This is a genomic window from Priestia sp. Y58, assembly GCF_029522095.1.
Classification (GTDB): Bacteria; Bacillota; Bacilli; order Bacillales; family Bacillaceae_H; genus Priestia; species Priestia megaterium_E.
This window is the reverse complement of sequence record NZ_JAKWFL010000001.1, coordinates 473,623-491,641: the sequence shown is the minus strand read 5'-3', so window position 1 is coordinate 491,641 and position 18,019 is coordinate 473,623. Positions and strand designations below refer to the sequence as shown.

At 41.5% G+C, this 18,019-nt stretch carries 14 protein-coding genes, 1 pseudogene and 1 other annotated feature (1 of these 16 cut by a window edge); all 15 genes and pseudogenes read left to right on the top strand.

Features of this window, described 5'->3' with window-relative positions; translation table 11 throughout:
- Positions 1-71, top strand: a binding site (T-box leader); it begins 150 nt to the left of the window's first position.
- Positions 72-141: 70 nt separating this feature from the next.
- Complete coding sequence (gene ileS / locus MMB68_RS02570) at positions 142-2,907, top strand: isoleucine--tRNA ligase (RefSeq protein WP_115654854.1); 2,766 nt, start codon at positions 142-144, stop codon at positions 2,905-2,907.
- 170 nt (positions 2,908-3,077) lie between these two features.
- Positions 3,078-3,365, top strand: a complete 288-nt coding sequence (locus MMB68_RS02565) for a conjugal transfer protein TraR (protein ID WP_013058943.1) — start codon at positions 3,078-3,080, stop codon at positions 3,363-3,365.
- An 80-nt stretch (positions 3,366-3,445) separates the two neighbouring features.
- On the top strand, positions 3,446-3,913 hold the full coding sequence (lspA, locus tag MMB68_RS02560; RefSeq protein ID WP_013084844.1) for a signal peptidase II: 468 nt from the start codon (positions 3,446-3,448) through the stop codon (positions 3,911-3,913).
- Positions 3,910-4,824 (top strand): RluA family pseudouridine synthase, encoded by a 915-nt coding sequence (locus MMB68_RS02555; RefSeq protein ID WP_014458386.1) that lies wholly within the window; start codon positions 3,910-3,912, stop codon positions 4,822-4,824. Before lspA ends, MMB68_RS02555 begins: the two co-directional genes overlap by 4 nt.
- A 191-nt stretch (positions 4,825-5,015) precedes the next feature.
- On the top strand, positions 5,016-5,558 hold the full coding sequence (gene pyrR, locus MMB68_RS02550) for a bifunctional pyr operon transcriptional regulator/uracil phosphoribosyltransferase PyrR (RefSeq protein ID WP_013058940.1): 543 nt from the start codon (positions 5,016-5,018) through the stop codon (positions 5,556-5,558).
- 156 nt (positions 5,559-5,714) lie between these two features.
- Positions 5,715-7,022 carry a uracil-xanthine permease family protein gene (locus MMB68_RS02545; protein WP_277548168.1) on the top strand — a complete coding sequence of 436 codons (1,308 nt, stop codon included), beginning with the start codon at positions 5,715-5,717 and terminating at the stop codon, positions 7,020-7,022.
- A gap of 148 nt (positions 7,023-7,170) precedes the next feature.
- Positions 7,171-8,109: an aspartate carbamoyltransferase catalytic subunit gene (locus MMB68_RS02540; protein WP_243549908.1), complete on the top strand. Its 939-nt coding sequence runs from the start codon at positions 7,171-7,173 to the stop codon at positions 8,107-8,109.
- A complete protein-coding gene (locus MMB68_RS02535; RefSeq protein WP_277548164.1) occupies positions 8,072-9,361 on the top strand; it encodes a dihydroorotase in 1,290 nt (429 codons plus the stop codon). The genes MMB68_RS02540 and MMB68_RS02535 overlap by 38 nt, the downstream gene beginning before the upstream one ends.
- The gene (locus MMB68_RS02530; protein ID WP_277548161.1) at positions 9,346-10,431 is read left to right on the top strand and encodes a carbamoyl phosphate synthase small subunit; all 1,086 of its coding nucleotides are present in this window, start codon (positions 9,346-9,348) and stop codon (positions 10,429-10,431) included. Before MMB68_RS02535 ends, MMB68_RS02530 begins: the two co-directional genes overlap by 16 nt.
- Complete coding sequence (gene carB, locus MMB68_RS02525; RefSeq protein WP_097824522.1) at positions 10,431-13,643, top strand: carbamoyl-phosphate synthase large subunit; 3,213 nt, start codon at positions 10,431-10,433, stop codon at positions 13,641-13,643. Before MMB68_RS02530 ends, carB begins: the two co-directional genes overlap by 1 nt.
- Positions 13,640-14,413, top strand: coding sequence for a dihydroorotate dehydrogenase electron transfer subunit (locus MMB68_RS02520; protein ID WP_221784478.1), 774 nt, complete (start codon positions 13,640-13,642; stop codon positions 14,411-14,413). The genes carB and MMB68_RS02520 overlap by 4 nt, the downstream gene beginning before the upstream one ends.
- The gene (locus MMB68_RS02515; protein ID WP_013058933.1) at positions 14,410-15,351 is read left to right on the top strand and encodes a dihydroorotate dehydrogenase; all 942 of its coding nucleotides are present in this window, start codon (positions 14,410-14,412) and stop codon (positions 15,349-15,351) included. The genes MMB68_RS02520 and MMB68_RS02515 overlap by 4 nt, the downstream gene beginning before the upstream one ends.
- The gene (pyrF, locus tag MMB68_RS02510; protein ID WP_221784477.1) at positions 15,323-16,045 is read left to right on the top strand and encodes an orotidine-5'-phosphate decarboxylase; all 723 of its coding nucleotides are present in this window, start codon (positions 15,323-15,325) and stop codon (positions 16,043-16,045) included. The genes MMB68_RS02515 and pyrF overlap by 29 nt, the downstream gene beginning before the upstream one ends.
- Positions 16,042-16,680 carry an orotate phosphoribosyltransferase gene (gene pyrE, locus MMB68_RS02505; protein WP_013084835.1) on the top strand — a complete coding sequence of 213 codons (639 nt, stop codon included), beginning with the start codon at positions 16,042-16,044 and terminating at the stop codon, positions 16,678-16,680. Before pyrF ends, pyrE begins: the two co-directional genes overlap by 4 nt.
- 129 nt (positions 16,681-16,809) lie before the next feature.
- Positions 16,810-17,965, top strand: a pseudogene (locus MMB68_RS02500) (IS3 family transposase).
- Positions 17,966-18,019 lie beyond the last annotated feature (54 nt).

Here is an 18,019-nt window from a genome sequence, read left to right as displayed (position 1 = left end):
CGAATGCAAAGAGGATTTGCGTGCAGCAAATCTACTAGGGTGGTACCGCGGGAGACCTTCTCGTCCCTTTTTGGGATGAGGAGGTCTTTTTGTTATGGTACAAAAAGATATGAAATTTACGTTTTTTTTGGAGGGTAAAACATGGAATATAAAGATACATTATTGATGCCAAAAACTGAATTTCCGATGCGTGGAAATTTACCGAACCGCGAGCCTAAAATGCAAGAACAGTGGGCTGAAATGAATATTTATGAAAAAGTGCAAAAACGTACGGAAGGTCGTCCGCTATTTGTCCTGCATGACGGACCTCCATATGCGAATGGCGATATTCACATGGGACATGCCTTAAATAAAATTTTAAAAGATTTTATCGTTCGCTATAAGTCGATGTCAGGCTTCTGCGCACCTTATGTACCAGGCTGGGATACACACGGTTTGCCAATTGAAACAGCTTTAACAAAAAATAAAAAAGTAAACCGCAAAGAAATGACGGTAGCTGAGTTCCGTAAGCTTTGCGAACAGTATGCTTGGGAACAAGTAAACGGCCAGCGTGAGCAGTTCAAGCGTTTAGGCGTACGCGGAGATTGGGATAATCCATATGTAACGCTTCAGCCGCAGTACGAAGCGCAGCAAATCAAAGTGTTTGGTGACATGGCGAAAAAAGGCTACATCTACAAAGGGTTAAAACCTGTGTACTGGTCCCCTTCAAGTGAATCTGCTTTAGCAGAAGCGGAAATTGAATACTATGACAAGCGTTCAGCTTCTATTTACGTAGCGTTTAACGTAAAAGATGGTAAAGGTGTGCTTGAACAAGATGAAAAATTCATCATTTGGACGACAACACCATGGACAATGCCAGCTAACCAAGGGATTGCTGTCAATCCTGAGCTTCAGTACAGCGTAGTTGAAGCAGACGGAGCAAAATATGTAGTGGCAACTGAACTGATTGAAACAGTTGCTAAAGAAATTGAATGGGCTGAATATAAGACACTTCGTACAGTAAAAGGTTCAGAACTTGAACGCGTGGTAGCTGAACATCCAATCTACAAGCGCGATTCTTTAGTTGTTCTTGGCGATCACGTAACAACGGATGCTGGTACTGGATGTGTTCATACAGCACCGGGACACGGGGAAGACGACTTTATCGTTGGTCAAAAATACGGTTTGGAAGTTCTTTGCCCAGTCGACAGTAAGGGTCATATGACGAATGAAGCACCAGGATTTGAAGGGTTATTCTATGATAAAGCGAATAAGCCGATTACAGACAAACTAGAAGAAGAAGGCGCGCTGTTAAAATTAAGTTTCATTACCCACTCATACCCACATGACTGGCGTACAAAGAAACCAACAATTTTCCGTGCAACGGCACAGTGGTTTGCGTCTATTAAAGATTTCCGTGAAGATTTATTAAAAGCAGTAGAAAAAACAAAATGGGTACCTACTTGGGGTGAAACGCGACTTTATAACATGGTGCGTGACCGCGGAGACTGGTGTATTTCTCGCCAACGTGCATGGGGCGTGCCGATTCCGGTATTTTATGCTGAAAATGATGAGCCAATCATTACGGACGAAACAATTGAACACGTATCAAATCTATTTAGAGAACATGGATCAAACGTATGGTTTGAGCGTGAAGCAAAAGACTTGCTTCCAGAAGGCTTTACTCATGAAGGAAGCCCAAATGGCCGCTTCACAAAAGAAACAGACATCATGGACGTATGGTTTGACTCTGGTTCTTCACATCAAGCTGTTCTTGAAGAGCGTGAAGACTTACAGCGTCCGGCTGATTTGTATTTAGAAGGTTCTGACCAATACCGAGGCTGGTTTAATTCAAGTCTTTCTACAAGTGTAGCTGTAACGGGTGAAGCACCTTATAAAGGGGTACTTAGCCACGGATTTGCTTTAGACGGTGAAGGTCGCAAAATGAGTAAGTCATTAGGAAACGTTGTAATTCCAGAAAAAGTAATGAAACAACTAGGTGCAGATATTTTACGTTTATGGGTAGCTTCTGTAGATTACCAAGCTGATGTTCGTGTATCTGATAACATTTTAAAACAAGTAGCAGAAGTATATCGTAAAATCCGCAACACGTTCCGTTTCTTACTAGGAAACTTAGCGGACTTTAATCCAACAACTGACGCTGTAGCCGTTGAAGACCTTCGTGAAGTAGACCGCTACATGCTTGTGAAGCTGAACAAATTAATTGATAAAGTGCAAAAATCTTATGATTCATATGAATTCTCAAGCATTTATCACGCAGTGCATAATTTCTGTACAATTGATATGAGTTCATTCTACTTAGACTTCGCAAAAGATGTATTGTACATCGAAGCAGAAAATAATGTAGAGCGTCGCAGCATTCAAACGGTCCTTTATGAAACGTTATTATCGTTAACGAAATTAGTGTCTCCAATTCTTTCTCATACAGCAGACGAAGTATGGGTTCACATTCCAAATGTAAAGGAAGAAAGCGTGCAGCTAGTTGATATGCCAGAGGTTCAAGAAATTGAAGGAGCAGATCAATTAGTAGAGAAATGGGATGCGTTCATGGAGCTTCGTGATGAAGTATTAAAAGCGCTAGAACAGGCTCGTAATGAAAAAGTAATCGGTAAGTCTTTAGAAGCAAAATTAACGCTGTATCCAACAGCAGATACAAAAGAGCTGTTAGCATCTATTTCTGAAAATGTAGGTCAACTCTTCATCGTTTCAGATCTTGAAGTAGCAGAAGGTGAAGCACCTGCTGAAGCACAAAAATTCAGCTATGCTTCAATTGTTGTAAGTAAAGCAGAAGGTGAGAAGTGTGAGCGCTGCTGGGTTGTATCACCAACAGTTGGCGAAGATCAAGATCACCCGACTTTATGTACACGCTGTGCGGATGTTGTGAAAAATCACTACGTTCAGCAGTAATGAACAAAAACACGTCCTTTTTGGGCGTGTTTTTTGCTGTACGAAATTCCCAAATACAATGGTATAAAGCATTTAAAGCCTTAGGAAAAACTTGTGTTGTAGATTCGATGGAAAACTCGGTAAACCTAACATCATTAATACTTCATCTTATCAGCACAGGAGGCGTTTGCATGTATGAAAATTATCTTTCCATTGGACAGGAATTAGCTCTTATTAAAGAAGAATTACAAGATCGCCTAGTGAGATATGCTACAGAACAATCTGGTTATATAGATGAAAAGGAACGTTATGTAATAGAAATGATTAAAGCAGATTTAAAAGATGTAGAACACGCGTTAGCAAAGCTTGACGTTGGTGCGTTCGGAATTGATGAACTAACTGGCGAAGTGATGTCTATTCATAAATTAAAAGTAATGCCGACGGCCCGCACAAACGAAGATTTATTTGTTTTATGGTGAGAAGCGAGAAAAAAAATGAATTATGTGCTAAAATGCTTTAGTATGGATTCGTTTGATTTTATTGCGGGAGGAAAACGTTTGTGTTTTATTATCTTATCGCTTTAGCTGTTATACTTATTGATCAGGTAACAAAATGGATGATTGTAAAAGAAATGTATTATGGACAAAGCATCACCGTGATTGAAAACTTTCTTTACATTACCTCTCATCGTAACAGAGGAGCCGCGTGGGGGATTTTACAAGGACAGATGTGGTTCTTTTATCTCATTACGGTGGTTGTGGTAGTCGGTTTAATAATTTATATTCAAAAGCTCAAAAAACAAGATAAATGGTTCGGTATTGCGCTAGCATTAATGTTAGGCGGCGCCATTGGAAACTTTATTGATCGAGTGGTCCGTAAAGAAGTAGTTGATTTCGTAAATACATACATCTTTACGTATGATTTTCCGATTTTTAACGTAGCTGATTCGGCACTTGTCGTCGGAGTAATCATCATGTTTATTATGACGCTGTTTGAAGGGAAAATGAAGAAGGAGCACAAAGAATGAATGTAATTGAAACAGTTATAAATGAAGAACAAGCGGGAGAACGTATTGATAAAGTACTTTCGACTGTAAATGCAGAATGGTCACGTTCACAAGTGCAGCAGTGGATTAAAGAAGGTCACGCAAAAGTGAACGATAAAACCGTTAAAGGAAACTATAAATGTAAAACAGGAGACGCTGTTATTATTGAAGTGCCGGAACTAGAAGAGCTAGATGTGGTAGCGGAAGAAATGGATTTAGATATTTATTATGAAGATCAAGATGTGCTTGTTGTAAATAAACCTCGCGGCATGGTTGTACATCCAGCTCCTGGTCATCATAGCGGCACGCTTGTAAACGGCCTAATGGCTCACTGTAAAGATTTATCCGGTATTAACGGCGTTATGCGCCCTGGTATCGTTCATCGAATTGATAAAGATACATCTGGTTTACTTATGGTTGCAAAAAATGATTTAGCTCATGAATCACTAGTTAGTCAGCTTGTAGCTAAAACAGTGACGCGTCGCTATAAAGCTATCGTTCACGGAGTAATTGCGCACGATCACGGTACAATTGATGCGCCAATCGGCCGAGATAAGCAAGACCGTCAAAGCATGACGGTCACTGATGAAAACAGCCGTGATGCAGTGACGCACTTTACTGTATTGCAGCGTTTTAAAGATTTTTCACTGGTCGAATGTAAGCTAGAAACGGGGCGAACACACCAAATTCGCGTTCATATGAAGTATATTGGCTTTCCGCTTGCCGGGGATCCGAAGTACGGACCGAAAAAAACGCTTCCGATTGACGGACAAGCGCTTCATGCTGGTGTATTAGGTTTTATTCACCCTCGTACAAATGAATATATGGAATTTGAAGCGCCGGCTCCAAAAGAGTTTAATGAGATGCTAGAGCTTATTGAAAAAAGAAGTTGACAACTGCCATAAGTGATGGCATACTTGTATTAACTTAATAAGAACCTTTAAGAACAGTCCAGAGAGGCTGAGAAGGAAACGGTGCAGAAAAGGCATACTTATAGTCTTTTTGAAGAAATATGTCTAAAACCAAATCCTCTTGCCTCAAGGCAAGAGGATTTTTTTATGTCAACAACTTGAGGTGAAAAACAGTGAACGTAAAAGCTACCGTACTTGACGAACAGGCTATTCGCCGCGCTTTAACTCGAATTGCACATGAGATTATTGAAAAGAATAAAGGAATCGAAAATTGTGTGCTAGTGGGGATTAAAACGCGAGGTATTTATATCGCAAAACGTTTAGCAGAACGAATTGCACAAATTGAAGGAAATACACTGCCAGTCGGAGAACTAGACATCACGCTTTACCGAGATGATTTATCGAAAGTGACAAGCAATGATGAGCCTCTCGTAAAAGGATCAGATATTCCGACAGATATTGCAAATAAGAACGTCATCTTAGTAGACGATGTGTTATATACGGGCCGTACGGTTCGAGCAGCACTTGATGCACTGATTGATATCGGCCGACCTGAACTCATTCAGCTGGCTGTCTTAGTGGATAGAGGGCACCGCGAGCTGCCGATTCGAGCAGACTATGTTGGCAAAAACGTACCGACAGCTAAAAGTGAAAAAATTGCGGTGCACTTAATGGAAGTAGACGAAAAAGACCACGTGTCTATTTACGAAAAATAAATTATATACCCTTTTAAATGGTAGTCCCGTGAGGCTGCAAAAGGGGGGTCACTATACAAGGAAAACTATACTGCGGTATAGCGTCTTCCCTGTATGCTGAAAACCTCTTTGCCTCTGCGTAAAGAGGTTTTTTAATAGTGATAGGAGGAAAAACATATGAGTCAACAACGAGATTTTGTACTTGATATACATGATAAACCAAAAGCAGTAAATTGGTTAACATTGAGTCTACAGCATTTGTTTGCAATGTTTGGGTCGACGGTGTTAGTGCCGTTCCTAGTCGGGTTCAGCCCGGCAATTGCTTTGATTTCAAGCGGGGTAGGAACGCTTGCTTTCCTGCTCATTACAAGAGGTCAAATTCCTTCTTATCTTGGTTCATCGTTCGCGTTCATCACGCCAATCATTTTCGCCAAAGCTTCGTTTGGACCTGAAGAAACGATGGTTGGCTGTTTCTTAGCCGGACTTGTTTATGGAATCGTTGCTTTGATTATAAAAGGAACAGGAATCAATTGGATTATGAAGCTGCTTCCTCCGGTTGTAGTAGGACCAGTTATTATGGTTATAGGCTTAGGACTGGCTAATACAGCAGTAGGCATGGCTATGAACGATGCAAAAGGAAATTACAGCTTAACTTACCTGATGGTTGCGCTTGTGACACTAGCGATAACAGTTGCTTGCTCAATCTTCTTTAAAAACATTATCAGTCTGATTCCGGTACTGATGGGAATTATCGGCGGATACATCTTCGCTTATACACAAGGGTTGGTAGACTTTTCAAAGGTAGTGAAAGCAGAGTGGATTGAAATACCTCATTTCTACGTGCCGTTCGTCACATACACGCCGTCCATTTCACTGGGGATTGTGCTTATCATGGTACCTGTAGCAGTCGTAACACTCTCAGAACATATCGGACACATTCTCGTCTTAAATAAAATTGTGGATCGAAACTATATTGAAAAGCCAGGGCTGCACAGATCGATTTTAGGAGACGGAGTAGCAACTATGCTTGCTGCGCTGATCGGCGGACCGCCAAATACAACATACGGTGAGAACATCGGAGTGTTAGCTATCACAAAGGTGCTTAGCGTATTTGTGATAGCAGGAGCAGCAGTCTTCGCAATTTTGTTCGGGTTTGTCGGCAAAATCAACGCTCTTATTTCAAGTATACCAACGCCGGTCATGGGCGGGATTTCAATTCTCTTATTCGGAATCATTGCTTCATCAGGCTTGCGCATGATGGTGGATGCAAAGGTAGACCTTGGATCAAAACGAAACTTAATGATTGCTTCGATTATCTTAGTGTTAGGAATCGGAGGAGCACACTTAGATATCTCAGAACATGTAAAGATTGATAGCATGGCACTGTCTGCTATCATGGGAGTTCTGCTGAATCTAGTTCTGCCGAAAGAGAAGATAAAAGAAGTAGAAAACGTTCAACAAACGTCAGCACGAAAAATTTCATAGAACGCCTTTTAATTGAAATCCAGAGAGGTTTCTAAGGGTGTGTGAAAAGCGCGTTATAGACGAAGCTTGTTTTCTTACACCCTTTCTAAGTTAGAAAGGGTGTTTTTTATAAAGAAATGCGAGGAAAGCAAAAATGGAGGGAATCGATATGAAACATTTAGTGACAGTCTCAACACTAGAAACAAATGAAATTCTAGAGATTTTAGACAGCGCTGAAAACTATCGAACGAATAAACAAGGATGGAAACCGGAAGAGAAAATGTTTGTTGCCAACTTATTTTTTGAAGCGAGCACGCGTACTCGATGTAGCTTTGAAATGGCAGAACAGCAGCTAGGATTAACAACAATTCCGTTTGAAGTAACAACTTCAAGCGTCCAAAAAGGAGAAACGCTTTATGACACGATTGAAACATTAGCTTCAATCGGCGTTCAGTCAGTTGTTATTCGCCACCCGCAAGATCGCTATTATGAAGCACTGCAGGAAAAAGTATCGATTCCCATCATTAATGCAGGAGACGGATGCGGTCAGCATCCAACTCAGTGTCTGCTTGATCTACTGACGATTCGCCAAGAGTTCGGCTCGTTTAAAGGATTAAAAGTCGCAATAGTCGGAGATTTGCGACATAGCCGCGTAGCGAGATCGAATGCTGAAATGCTGACAAAGCTAGGGGCGACCGTATATTTTGCGGGACCTGAAGAATGGAAAGATGAAGAGAACAGACACGGTACATATCTTGATATCGATGAAGCAATCGAAACGGTCGATGTTGTGATGCTGCTGCGTATTCAATTTGAAAGGCATGAAGAGAACGCTTCAGAGCTTGCAAAGAACTACCATAGCCGCTTCGGATTAACCGTTGAACGAGAGCGGAAAATGAAATCACATAGCATTATCCTTCATCCAGCTCCTGTAAACAGAGGAGTCGAAATTGCGGATGAGCTCGTTGAATGTGAACGCTCAAGAATTTTTAAACAAATGCAAAATGGCGTATACATTCGCATGGCAGTATTAGCAAGAGCGCTACAACCAATTGAAAGGGGACTTAATAATGACAACAATTATCAAAAATGCTACATGGTTAAATGAAGGGAAAATTGAAAAAGTCGAACTGAAAATTGAAAATGGTGTAATTGCTGAAATAGCTTCACACATCGACGTAGAGAATGAAGAAGTCATTGATGCAGGCGGGAACTTCTTATCACCGGGTTTAATCGATGTCCACGTTCACTTGCGCGAGCCAGGGGGAGAAAAGAAAGAAACGATTGAAACGGGTACTCTAGCAGCGGCAAAGGGCGGTTTTACAGCAATTGCTGCAATGCCAAACACGCGTCCAGTTCCGGATACTGTTGAACAAATGGAGTGGGTAAACAAGCGTATTGAAGAAACAGCACATGTTCGCGTATTACCATACGCATCGATTACCACTCGTCAATTAGGAAAAGAACTAACGGACTTTGAAGGCTTAAAAGAAGCGGGCGCATTTGCTTTTACAGATGATGGAGTAGGCGTTCAGTCAACAGGAATGATGCTGGAAGCGATGAAAAAAGCCGCTTTATTAAATAAAGCAATCGTTGCACACTGTGAAGATAATGATTTAATCAACAAAGGCTGCGTCCACGACGGAAAATTTGCAAAAGAACATGGACTAAACGGTATCCCTTCTATCTGCGAAGCCGTTCAAATTGCACGAGATGTACTGCTTGCTGAAGCAGCAAACTGTCACTACCATGTGTGTCACGTAAGTACAAAAGAATCCATTCGCGCCATTCGTGATGCGAAAAAAGCAGGCATTCGCGTAACCGCAGAAGTAACGCCACATCATCTGTTACTAAATGAAGAAGATATCCCGGGACTTGATTCGAATTTTAAAATGAATCCGCCGCTTCGAGGAAAAGATGATCAACAGGCATTAATTGAAGCTTTATTAGACGGAACGCTTGATTTTATCGCCACTGATCATGCACCGCACACAGCGGAAGAAAAAGCAGAAGGCATGGAGCTTGCGCCGTTTGGGATTGTGGGACTTGAAACAGCTTTCCCGCTTCTTTATACAAACTTGGTATTAAAAGAAGTAATGACGCTAGAGCAGCTAGTATCATATTTAACAAACAAGCCTGCTGACACGTTCAACCTTCCTTATGGCACCATCGAAGTAGGGAAACCAGCAGATTTAACTATCATTGATCTTGAAACAGAAAAAGCAATTAATCCAGAAGAATTTGTATCAAAAGGTAAAAATACGCCGTTTGCTAACTGGGTATGCAAAGGTTGGCCGGTAATGACATTAGTAGAAGGTAAACGAGTATGGGAGGATGTTAAAGCATGCAACGTCAACTAATTTTAGAAGATGGAACAGTATTTATCGGAAAAGGATTCGGCAGCGACAAAGAGATGACAGGAGAAGTTGTTTTCAACACGGGAATGACAGGATATCAAGAAATTCTATCTGATCCATCATACTGTGCACAAATTGTGACATTAACATATCCTTTAATCGGAAACTACGGTATTAACCGCGATGACTTTGAGTCGATTGAACCAGCTGTACATGGTTTGATTGTAAAAGAAATTTGTGATGCTCCTTCAAACTTCAGAAGCGAACTATCAGTAGATGAATTTTTAAAACAAAAAGATATTCCAGGGTTAGCTGGAATCGACACGAGAAAATTAACGCGAAAAATTCGTCAGCACGGTGCGCTTCGCGGACGCGTATGCAACATGGAAGTCAATGTAGAAGAAGTGGTAGCACAGCTTCAAAATCATGAACTTCCGACTGATTCCGTTAAAAAAGTATCAACAGTGAAGCCTTACCCAAGCCCAGGCAGAGGTAAAAAAGTGGTACTCGTTGACTTTGGAATGAAACACGGAATTTTACGCGAATTAACGGCTCGTCAATGCGACGTGATTGTGGTTCCTTATAACGTAACTGCGCAAGAAATTCTTCAATTAAATCCAGATGGCATCATGTTAAGCAACGGACCTGGAGACCCAAAAGACGTACCTGAAGCAATCGAGATGATTCAAGGGGTTTTAGGAAAGGTTCCTCTTTTCGGAATTTGTTTAGGACACCAGCTGTTTGCGCTAGCATGCGGAGCAGATACAGAAAAAATGAAATTTGGTCATCGTGGATCCAACCATCCTGTAAAGGATTTAAAAACCAATAAAGTAGCTCTTACATCTCAAAACCACGGCTATACAGTATGTGAGCCATCTCTTGCCAACACGCCATTAGAAGTGACGCACGTTGCGCTCAACGATGGAACGGTTGAAGGAGTAAAGCATAAAGAATATCCGGCATTTACGGTTCAATATCACCCTGAAGCATCACCGGGACCTGAAGATGCAAACGGATTGTTCAACGAATTTATGAATCTTATGAAAAACAATCAGAAAGTAGGTAATTGCTAATGCCAAAACGTCAAGATATTAACACAATTCTCGTAATCGGATCAGGACCAATCGTCATCGGACAGGCGGCAGAGTTTGACTATGCAGGAGCGCAAGCGTGTATTGCGTTAAAAGAAGAAGGATACAAAGTTATTCTTGTGAACTCCAATCCTGCAACAATCATGACAGACTCAGAAATGGCAGATAAAGTATATATTGAACCTCTAACGGTTGAATTTGTAAGCTCAATTATTCGTAAAGAACGCCCGGATGCACTGCTTCCAACGCTTGGCGGTCAAACGGGACTGAACCTAGCGGTAGAATTACACGAAACGGGCATTTTAGAAGAATTTAATGTAGAAATTCTCGGGACAAAATTATCGGCGATTGAACAAGCTGAAGACCGTGAGCAGTTCCGTTCACTAATGAATGAACTAAATCAGCCTGTCCCAGCAAGTGAAATCATTCATTCACTAGACGAAGCATATGCGTTTGTTGAACAAGTAAACTATCCGGTAATCGTGCGTCCTGCTTATACACTTGGCGGTACGGGAGGCGGAATTTGTAACAACGAGCAAGAGTTGATTGAAATTGTAACAAGTGGATTAAAACACAGTCCTGTAACACAATGCTTACTTGAGAAAAGCATTGCAGGCTTTAAAGAAATTGAATATGAAGTAATGCGCGATGCAAACGATAATGCGATCGTAGTATGTAATATGGAAAACTTTGATCCGGTCGGTATTCATACAGGAGATTCAATTGTTGTAGCACCAAGCCAAACGCTAAGCGACCGTGAGTATCAGCTGCTTAGAAATGCGTCACTAACAATTATCCGAGCGCTTAAAATCGAAGGCGGATGTAACGTTCAGCTAGCACTAGACCCAGAAAGCTTCCAGTATTACGTAATTGAAGTAAATCCTCGTGTAAGCCGCTCATCGGCTTTAGCATCAAAAGCAACAGGGTATCCAATTGCAAAATTAGCAGCAAAAATTGCGGTAGGCTTAACATTAGATGAAATGATGAACCCGGTAACTGGGAAGACATACGCATGTTTCGAACCGGCACTAGATTACATCGTATCTAAAATTCCACGCTGGCCGTTTGATAAATTTGAATCAGCTAACCGTAAACTAGGTACACAGATGAAAGCAACAGGTGAAGTAATGGCAATTGGCCGCACGTTCGAAGAGTCAATTTTAAAAGCCGTACGCTCACTTGAGTCAAACGTTCATCACTTAGAGCTGAAAGATGCGCATGAATTTGATGATGCCATTATTGAAAAACGTATTCGCAAGGCTGGCGATGAGCGATTATTCTACATCGCAGAAGCAATTCGCCGCGGCGTAACGATTCAGCAAATTCACGAGTGGAGCAAAATCGATCTTTTCTTCTTAGTAAAACTTGAAAAAGTGATTGCTTTTGAAAATGTGTTAAAAGAAGAGATTCATAACGTAGAAGTTTTACAGGAAGCAAAAGAAATGGGATTTGCAGACTGCACGATTGCTAAGCTATGGAATCAAACAGAGCGTGAAGTATATGACTTCCGCAAACAAAATGGCGTGATGCCAGTATACAAAACGGTAGATACATGTGCAGCAGAATTTGAATCTACAACACCATATTTCTACGGCACGTTTGAAGATGAAAATGAATCGATTGTTACAGATCGTAAAAGCGTTGTAGTGTTAGGGTCAGGTCCGATCCGCATCGGGCAAGGAATTGAGTTTGACTATGCAACGGTTCACTCGGTGTGGGCAATTAAAGAAGCTGGCTACGAAGCGATTATTGTCAATAACAATCCAGAAACAGTATCAACTGACTTCAGTATTTCAGATAAATTATACTTCGAGCCGCTGACGATTGAAGATGTGATGCATATCATCGATTTAGAAAAACCAGAAGGTGTGGTTGTACAGTTCGGTGGTCAAACAGCAATCAACTTAGCGGATGAGCTAGAAGCAAGAGGGGTCAAGATTTTAGGAACGTCGCTTGAAAGCTTAGATGCAGCGGAAGACCGTAAAAAATTCGAAGCGACGCTAGCACGTTTAGAAGTACCTCAGCCGCTTGGAAAGACGGTTACGTCCGTAGAAGAAGCAGTGGTTGTGGCAAAAGAAATTGGTTATCCGGTGCTTGTACGTCCTTCATATGTACTAGGCGGACGCGCAATGGAAATTGTGTATAAAGAAGAAGAACTGCTTCACTATATGAAACACGCGGTAAAAGTACACGCTGATCACCCTGTATTAATCGACCGCTACTTAACGGGAAAAGAAATTGAAGTCGATGCCATTTCAGACGGTGAAACAGTGGTTATTCCAGGGATTATGGAACATGTAGAGCGCGCGGGTGTACACTCAGGTGACTCCATTGCTGTATATCCACCGCAAACTCTGTCACAGGATGTAAAAGATACAATCATTGATTACACAACACGTATTGCAAAAGGCTTAAACATTATTGGACTGCTCAACATTCAGTTCGTCTTATCAAAAGGAGAAGTGTTTGTTCTTGAAGTAAATCCTCGTTCAAGCCGTACGGTGCCGTTCTTAAGTAAAATTACGCGTATTCCGATGGCGAATGTGGCAACAAAAGTTATTTTAGGAACAAGTTTGCGAGAGCTTGGCTATGAATCAGGCATGCACCCTGAAGAAGAAGGTGTCTACGTAAAAGTGCCGGTCTTCTCATTTGCAAAGCTGCGCCGCGTAGATATTACGCTTGGACCTGAAATGAAATCTACTGGAGAAGTAATGGGGCAAGATTCAACGTACGAAAAAGCATTATATAAAGGACTAATTGCGTCAGGTATGTCCATTAAGCCGTACGGTTCAGTACTTATGACAGTAGCGGATAAAGATAAAGAAGAGGCAACAGCGCTAGCGAAGCGTTTTGCTAACATTGGCTACCAGGTGATTGCAACAGAAGGAACAGCTTCAACGTTTACAAAAGAAGACATTCGCGTAAAAGTAGTAAATAAAATTCATCATGAAGATCACAATCTTTTAGATGTGATACGAAAAGGTGAAGCGCAGCTTGTCATCAACACGCTAACAAAAGGAAAACAGCCTGCGCGTGACGGATTTAAAATTCGCCGTGAAGCAGTTGAAAATGGTGTACCTTGCTTAACATCACTTGATACAGCAGAAGCGATTTTACGAGTGCTTGAAACGATCAGCTTCCATACAACGCCAATGAAAAAAGTTCGTCCAACTAAAGAGGTGACAACCGTATGATCAAACATGAAATGATGCAAGTCGTCAGTCAGCGACCGTTAACACACAATGTATATGAATTAACCCTTCAAGGCGAGCTTGTTCGTTTCATGAATGAGCCGGGGCAGTTTGTGCATATCCGCGTTAATAACGATTATTTGCCACTGCTTCGCAGACCAATCAGTATTGCAGAAATTGACCAAACCCACGAACAATTTACGATGATTTACCGTGCAGAAGGAGCGGGAACATCGCTTCTGGCTGAAAAACAAGCCGGACAGTCGATTGACGTGTTAGGTCCGCTTGGGCATGGTTTTCCATTAGAGGCGATAGAGTCAGGTCAAACGGCTTTATTAGTAGGGGGAGGCATTGGAGTGCCTCCGCTCTATGAGCTTTCAAAAAGACTTCGTGAAAAAGGCGTGCAAGTTATTCATGTCCTAGGCTTTCAATCAAAAGCAGACGTATTTTATGAACGAGAGTTTTTAGCTTTAGGAGAAACATATATTGCAACGGTAGATGGCTCTTACGGAACAAAAGGTTTTGTCACAACGGTGATTGATGAGCATCAGCTTTCATATGACGTTATGTTTTCATGCGGTCCAACTCCGATGTTAAAAGCACTAGAAAATAATTATACAAACAAGCCGCTTTATATTTCTTTAGAAGAAAGAATGGGCTGTGGAATCGGAGCTTGCTTTGCATGTGTATGCAAGCAAAGTGAAGATTCTACGGCGTATAAAAAAATCTGCAGCGACGGTCCCGTCTTTCAAGCAGGGGAGGTGCTTTTATGAGTATGCTAAAAACGACATTGCCAGGCTTAGATTTGAAAAATCCAATTATGCCAGCATCCGGCTGTTTTGGATTTGGGCGTGAGTATGCTCAATTTTATTCACTTGATGCACTTGGAGCCATTATGATCAAAGCGACTACTGCTGAAACTCGTTTTGGCAATCCAACTCCCCGCGTAGCGGAAACATCTGCAGGAATGTTAAATGCGATCGGATTGCAAAATCCAGGGTTAGAAAAAGTAATGAACGAAGAGCTTGTTTGGCTTCAGCAATATGATGTGCCGATTATCGCGAACGTAGCCGGTGCTTCAATTGAAGAATATGTGCACGTGGCAAAAGAAATTTCAACCGTATCAAATGTAAAAGCACTTGAATTGAATATTTCATGCCCTAACGTAAAAGAAGGCGGAATTGCGTTTGGCGTAGATCCTGTCATTGCTGCTCGTTTAACGAAAGCAGTAAAAGATGTTTCAAATGTTCCAGTTTATGTTAAACTATCACCAAACGTATCCAATATTGTAGACATGGCGATGGCTGTTGAAGAAGCTGGCGCGGATGGCTTAACGATGATCAATACGCTTCTCGGGATGCGTCTGGATTTGAAAACAGCTCAGCCGGTTTTAGCGAACGGCACAGGTGGACTGTCAGGCCCATCCATTAAACCGGTAGCGATTCGAATGGTATATGAAGTGAGCCAAAAAGTGAACATTCCGATTATCGGTATGGGCGGAGTAACGACTGCTGAAGATGCACTCGAGTTCCTATATGCAGGTGCAAGTGCAGTAGCGGTTGGTACAGCAAACTTTGTTGATCCGTATGTGTGTCCAACCATCATTGACGAACTGCCAAGGCTATTAACATCATTAGGATACGAGCATGTTTCAGAATGTATCGGAAGGAGCTGGAAAAAGCGTGAAGCAACCGTTAATCATTGCTCTTGACTTTTCATCAATTAACGATGTACAGCAGTTTTTAATGCCTTTTCAACAAGAGTCATTATTTGTGAAAGTAGGCATGGAACTGTTTTATAAAGAAGGGCTATCTATTATTTCTGCATTAAAAGAACAAAACCATCAAATCTTTTTAGACTTAAAGCTTCATGATATTCCCAATACGGTAAAGCAAGGGATGAAGTCTTTAGCTTCTCTTGAAGTAGATTTGGTTAACGTTCACGCTGCCGGCGGAACGAACATGATGCAAGCAGCCGTTGAAGGACTTGACTTAGGAACAGCTGCCGGCAAAAAGCGCCCGGATTGTATTGCGGTTACTCAGCTAACGAGTACGTCTGATGAAATGTTAAAAGAGCAGCAGCTTATTACGCACTCGATGCAAGAAGTGGTTACGCATTATGCAGCGCTTGCTAAAAAAAGCGGACTAGACGGCGTTGTATGTTCTACTCATGAAGTGCCTTCGATTCGAAAAGCAGCAGGAGAGGACTTCTTGACCGTAACGCCTGGTATTCGTATGGGCACAGATTCGGTAGATGACCAAGTCCGCGTAGCGACGCCTCAGCTAGCGAGAGAATATGGCTCAAGTGCCATTGTCGTTGGACGTTCTATTACTAAAGCAAAAGACCCGCTTAACGCATATTATGAGATGTTACAGCAGTGGAAAGGGGAGCGTATTACGCGATGACAAAACTACGAAAAGAAATTGCAAAACAATTAATTGATATTGAGGCAGTAAGCCTTCAACCGAACGATCCGTTTACGTGGGCCTCTGGAATTAAGTCGCCTATTTATTGTGACAACCGTCTAACGCTTAGCTACCCAAAAGTGCGAAAAGAAATTGCAAAAGGTCTGCAGCATTTAATTAAAACGTATTTTGCTAATGCAGAAGTGATTGCTGGTACAGCTACAGCTGGTATTCCTCATGCAGCATGGGTAAGTGAAGCGTTAGAGCTTCCAATGTGTTATGTGCGAAGCAAAGCAAAAGAACATGGCCAAGGAAATCAAATCGAAGGAAAAGTAACAAAAGGCCAAAAAGTTGTTGTGATTGAAGATTTGATTTCAACTGGCGGAAGTGTGTTTACCGCAGTCGATGCATTAAAAGCGCAGGGGTGTGAAGTACTGGGAGTTGTGTCTATCTTTACATATGAGCTGGAAAAAGCGCGTCAGCTGTTTAAAGAAAAAGAACTTCAGGTTTATTCGCTAACAGACTACTCTACGCTAGTAGAAGCGGCAAACGAAGCGGGATACATTGAAGAAGAAGCGATGGACAAGCTATTTAAATGGCGTGAAAATCCTTCAGACCCTTCATGGATGAACTAAACTAGATCTATATAATAAAACCCCCTTTCTATATAGGGACTGACCCCATGGAGTGAGACAAATAAAAAACACCTTTAAGTTAAAAAACGGGTATGTAGTACCTAACAATAACTTGGAGGTGTTTTTTCTATGGGGACAAGAGTAAGCTATCCAGTAGAAGTGAAATTAAAAGCAATTGAAATGCGATTGGCAGGAATCCCCGTCAAAGAAGTGATGGAAACGTTACAGATTCGCAATCGTACGCAGCTTAAAACATGGATGAGATGGCATAAAAATGGAGAAGCTTATCGTTTAGCACAGCCCGTTGGGCAAAGCTACACCCATCAAAAGGGGTCCCATTCTCAAGATGCTTTATCAACGTTAAAAGCTGAAAATCAATATTTAAAGCAACAGAATGACGTGTTAAAAAAGTACAAAGAATTGGAAAGGGAGTGGTACGAGAAGTTGTATTGAATGTAGTGGAAGAATTAAAAAAGCAGTTGCCGATCTCTCAAATCTGTCAGTGCCTAGGGGTTCCTCGATCTACTTATTATCGTTGGCAGAAAAATGAGCAACGAGAAGAAATGAAGAGAAAAAAACGAATCGAACGAAAAATTGGTGAACAGTGCCGCAACCATAAATTTCGATATGGATATCGAAAAATTACAGCGTTACTCAATCAAACCATGCGTATCAACCATAAAACCGTGCAGCGTGTTATGCAGAAATACAGTTGGCAATGCCGAGTAAAAAGAAAAAAACGGAAACAAACAGGACAACCTTATCAGGTTGTAGAAAACGTGTTAAACCGTAATTTCCGAGCAGAGCGCCCTCTTCAAAAGCTGGTTACGGATATTACCTACTTGCCTTTTGGACCCAAACAGTTGTATCTTTCAAGTGTTCAAGATTTATTTAATGGGGAAATTATTGCGTACTCCATTGGTGATTGCCAAAACGTAGAATTTGTTTTAGATACATTAAGTCAACTCCCTCCTTTGCCTGAAGGATGTACGTTGCATAGCGACCAAGGTTCGGTTTACACGTCCTATGCGTATCAACAAAAAGTCAAAGAAAGAGGCATTATCAGCTGGTGTCCCGTAAAGGGACACCAGCTGATAATGCCTCCATTGAATCGTTTCATTCCATCCTAAAGTCTGAAACGTTTTACCTCGACGAGTTATCATGTACTACGACTGCCATCGTAGAACAAACCGTCGAAAATTATATTACTTATTATAACCATATCCGTATTCAAACAAAACTAAACAACCAGTCACCGGTACAATACCGAAAACTGGCTGTTTAAAAGGTGTTTTGATCCCTGTCTCGAAATCAGGGGTCAGTCCCATAGAAAGGGGGT

Coding starts and splice junctions, on each gene's coding strand:
- ileS (WP_115654854.1), top strand. CDS start 142: ATGGAATATAAAGATACATTATTGATGCCAAAAACTGAATTTCCGATG.
- MMB68_RS02565 (WP_013058943.1), top strand. CDS start 3,078: ATGTATGAAAATTATCTTTCCATTGGACAGGAATTAGCTCTTATTAAA.
- MMB68_RS02555 (WP_014458386.1), top strand. CDS start 3,910: ATGAATGTAATTGAAACAGTTATAAATGAAGAACAAGCGGGAGAACGT.
- MMB68_RS02545 (WP_277548168.1), top strand. CDS start 5,715: ATGAGTCAACAACGAGATTTTGTACTTGATATACATGATAAACCAAAA.
- MMB68_RS02540 (WP_243549908.1), top strand. CDS start 7,171: ATGAAACATTTAGTGACAGTCTCAACACTAGAAACAAATGAAATTCTA.
- MMB68_RS02535 (WP_277548164.1), top strand. CDS start 8,072: ATGACAACAATTATCAAAAATGCTACATGGTTAAATGAAGGGAAAATT.
- MMB68_RS02530 (WP_277548161.1), top strand. CDS start 9,346: ATGCAACGTCAACTAATTTTAGAAGATGGAACAGTATTTATCGGAAAA.
- carB (WP_097824522.1), top strand. CDS start 10,431: ATGCCAAAACGTCAAGATATTAACACAATTCTCGTAATCGGATCAGGA.
- MMB68_RS02520 (WP_221784478.1), top strand. CDS start 13,640: ATGATCAAACATGAAATGATGCAAGTCGTCAGTCAGCGACCGTTAACA.
- MMB68_RS02515 (WP_013058933.1), top strand. CDS start 14,410: ATGAGTATGCTAAAAACGACATTGCCAGGCTTAGATTTGAAAAATCCA.
- pyrE (WP_013084835.1), top strand. CDS start 16,042: ATGACAAAACTACGAAAAGAAATTGCAAAACAATTAATTGATATTGAG.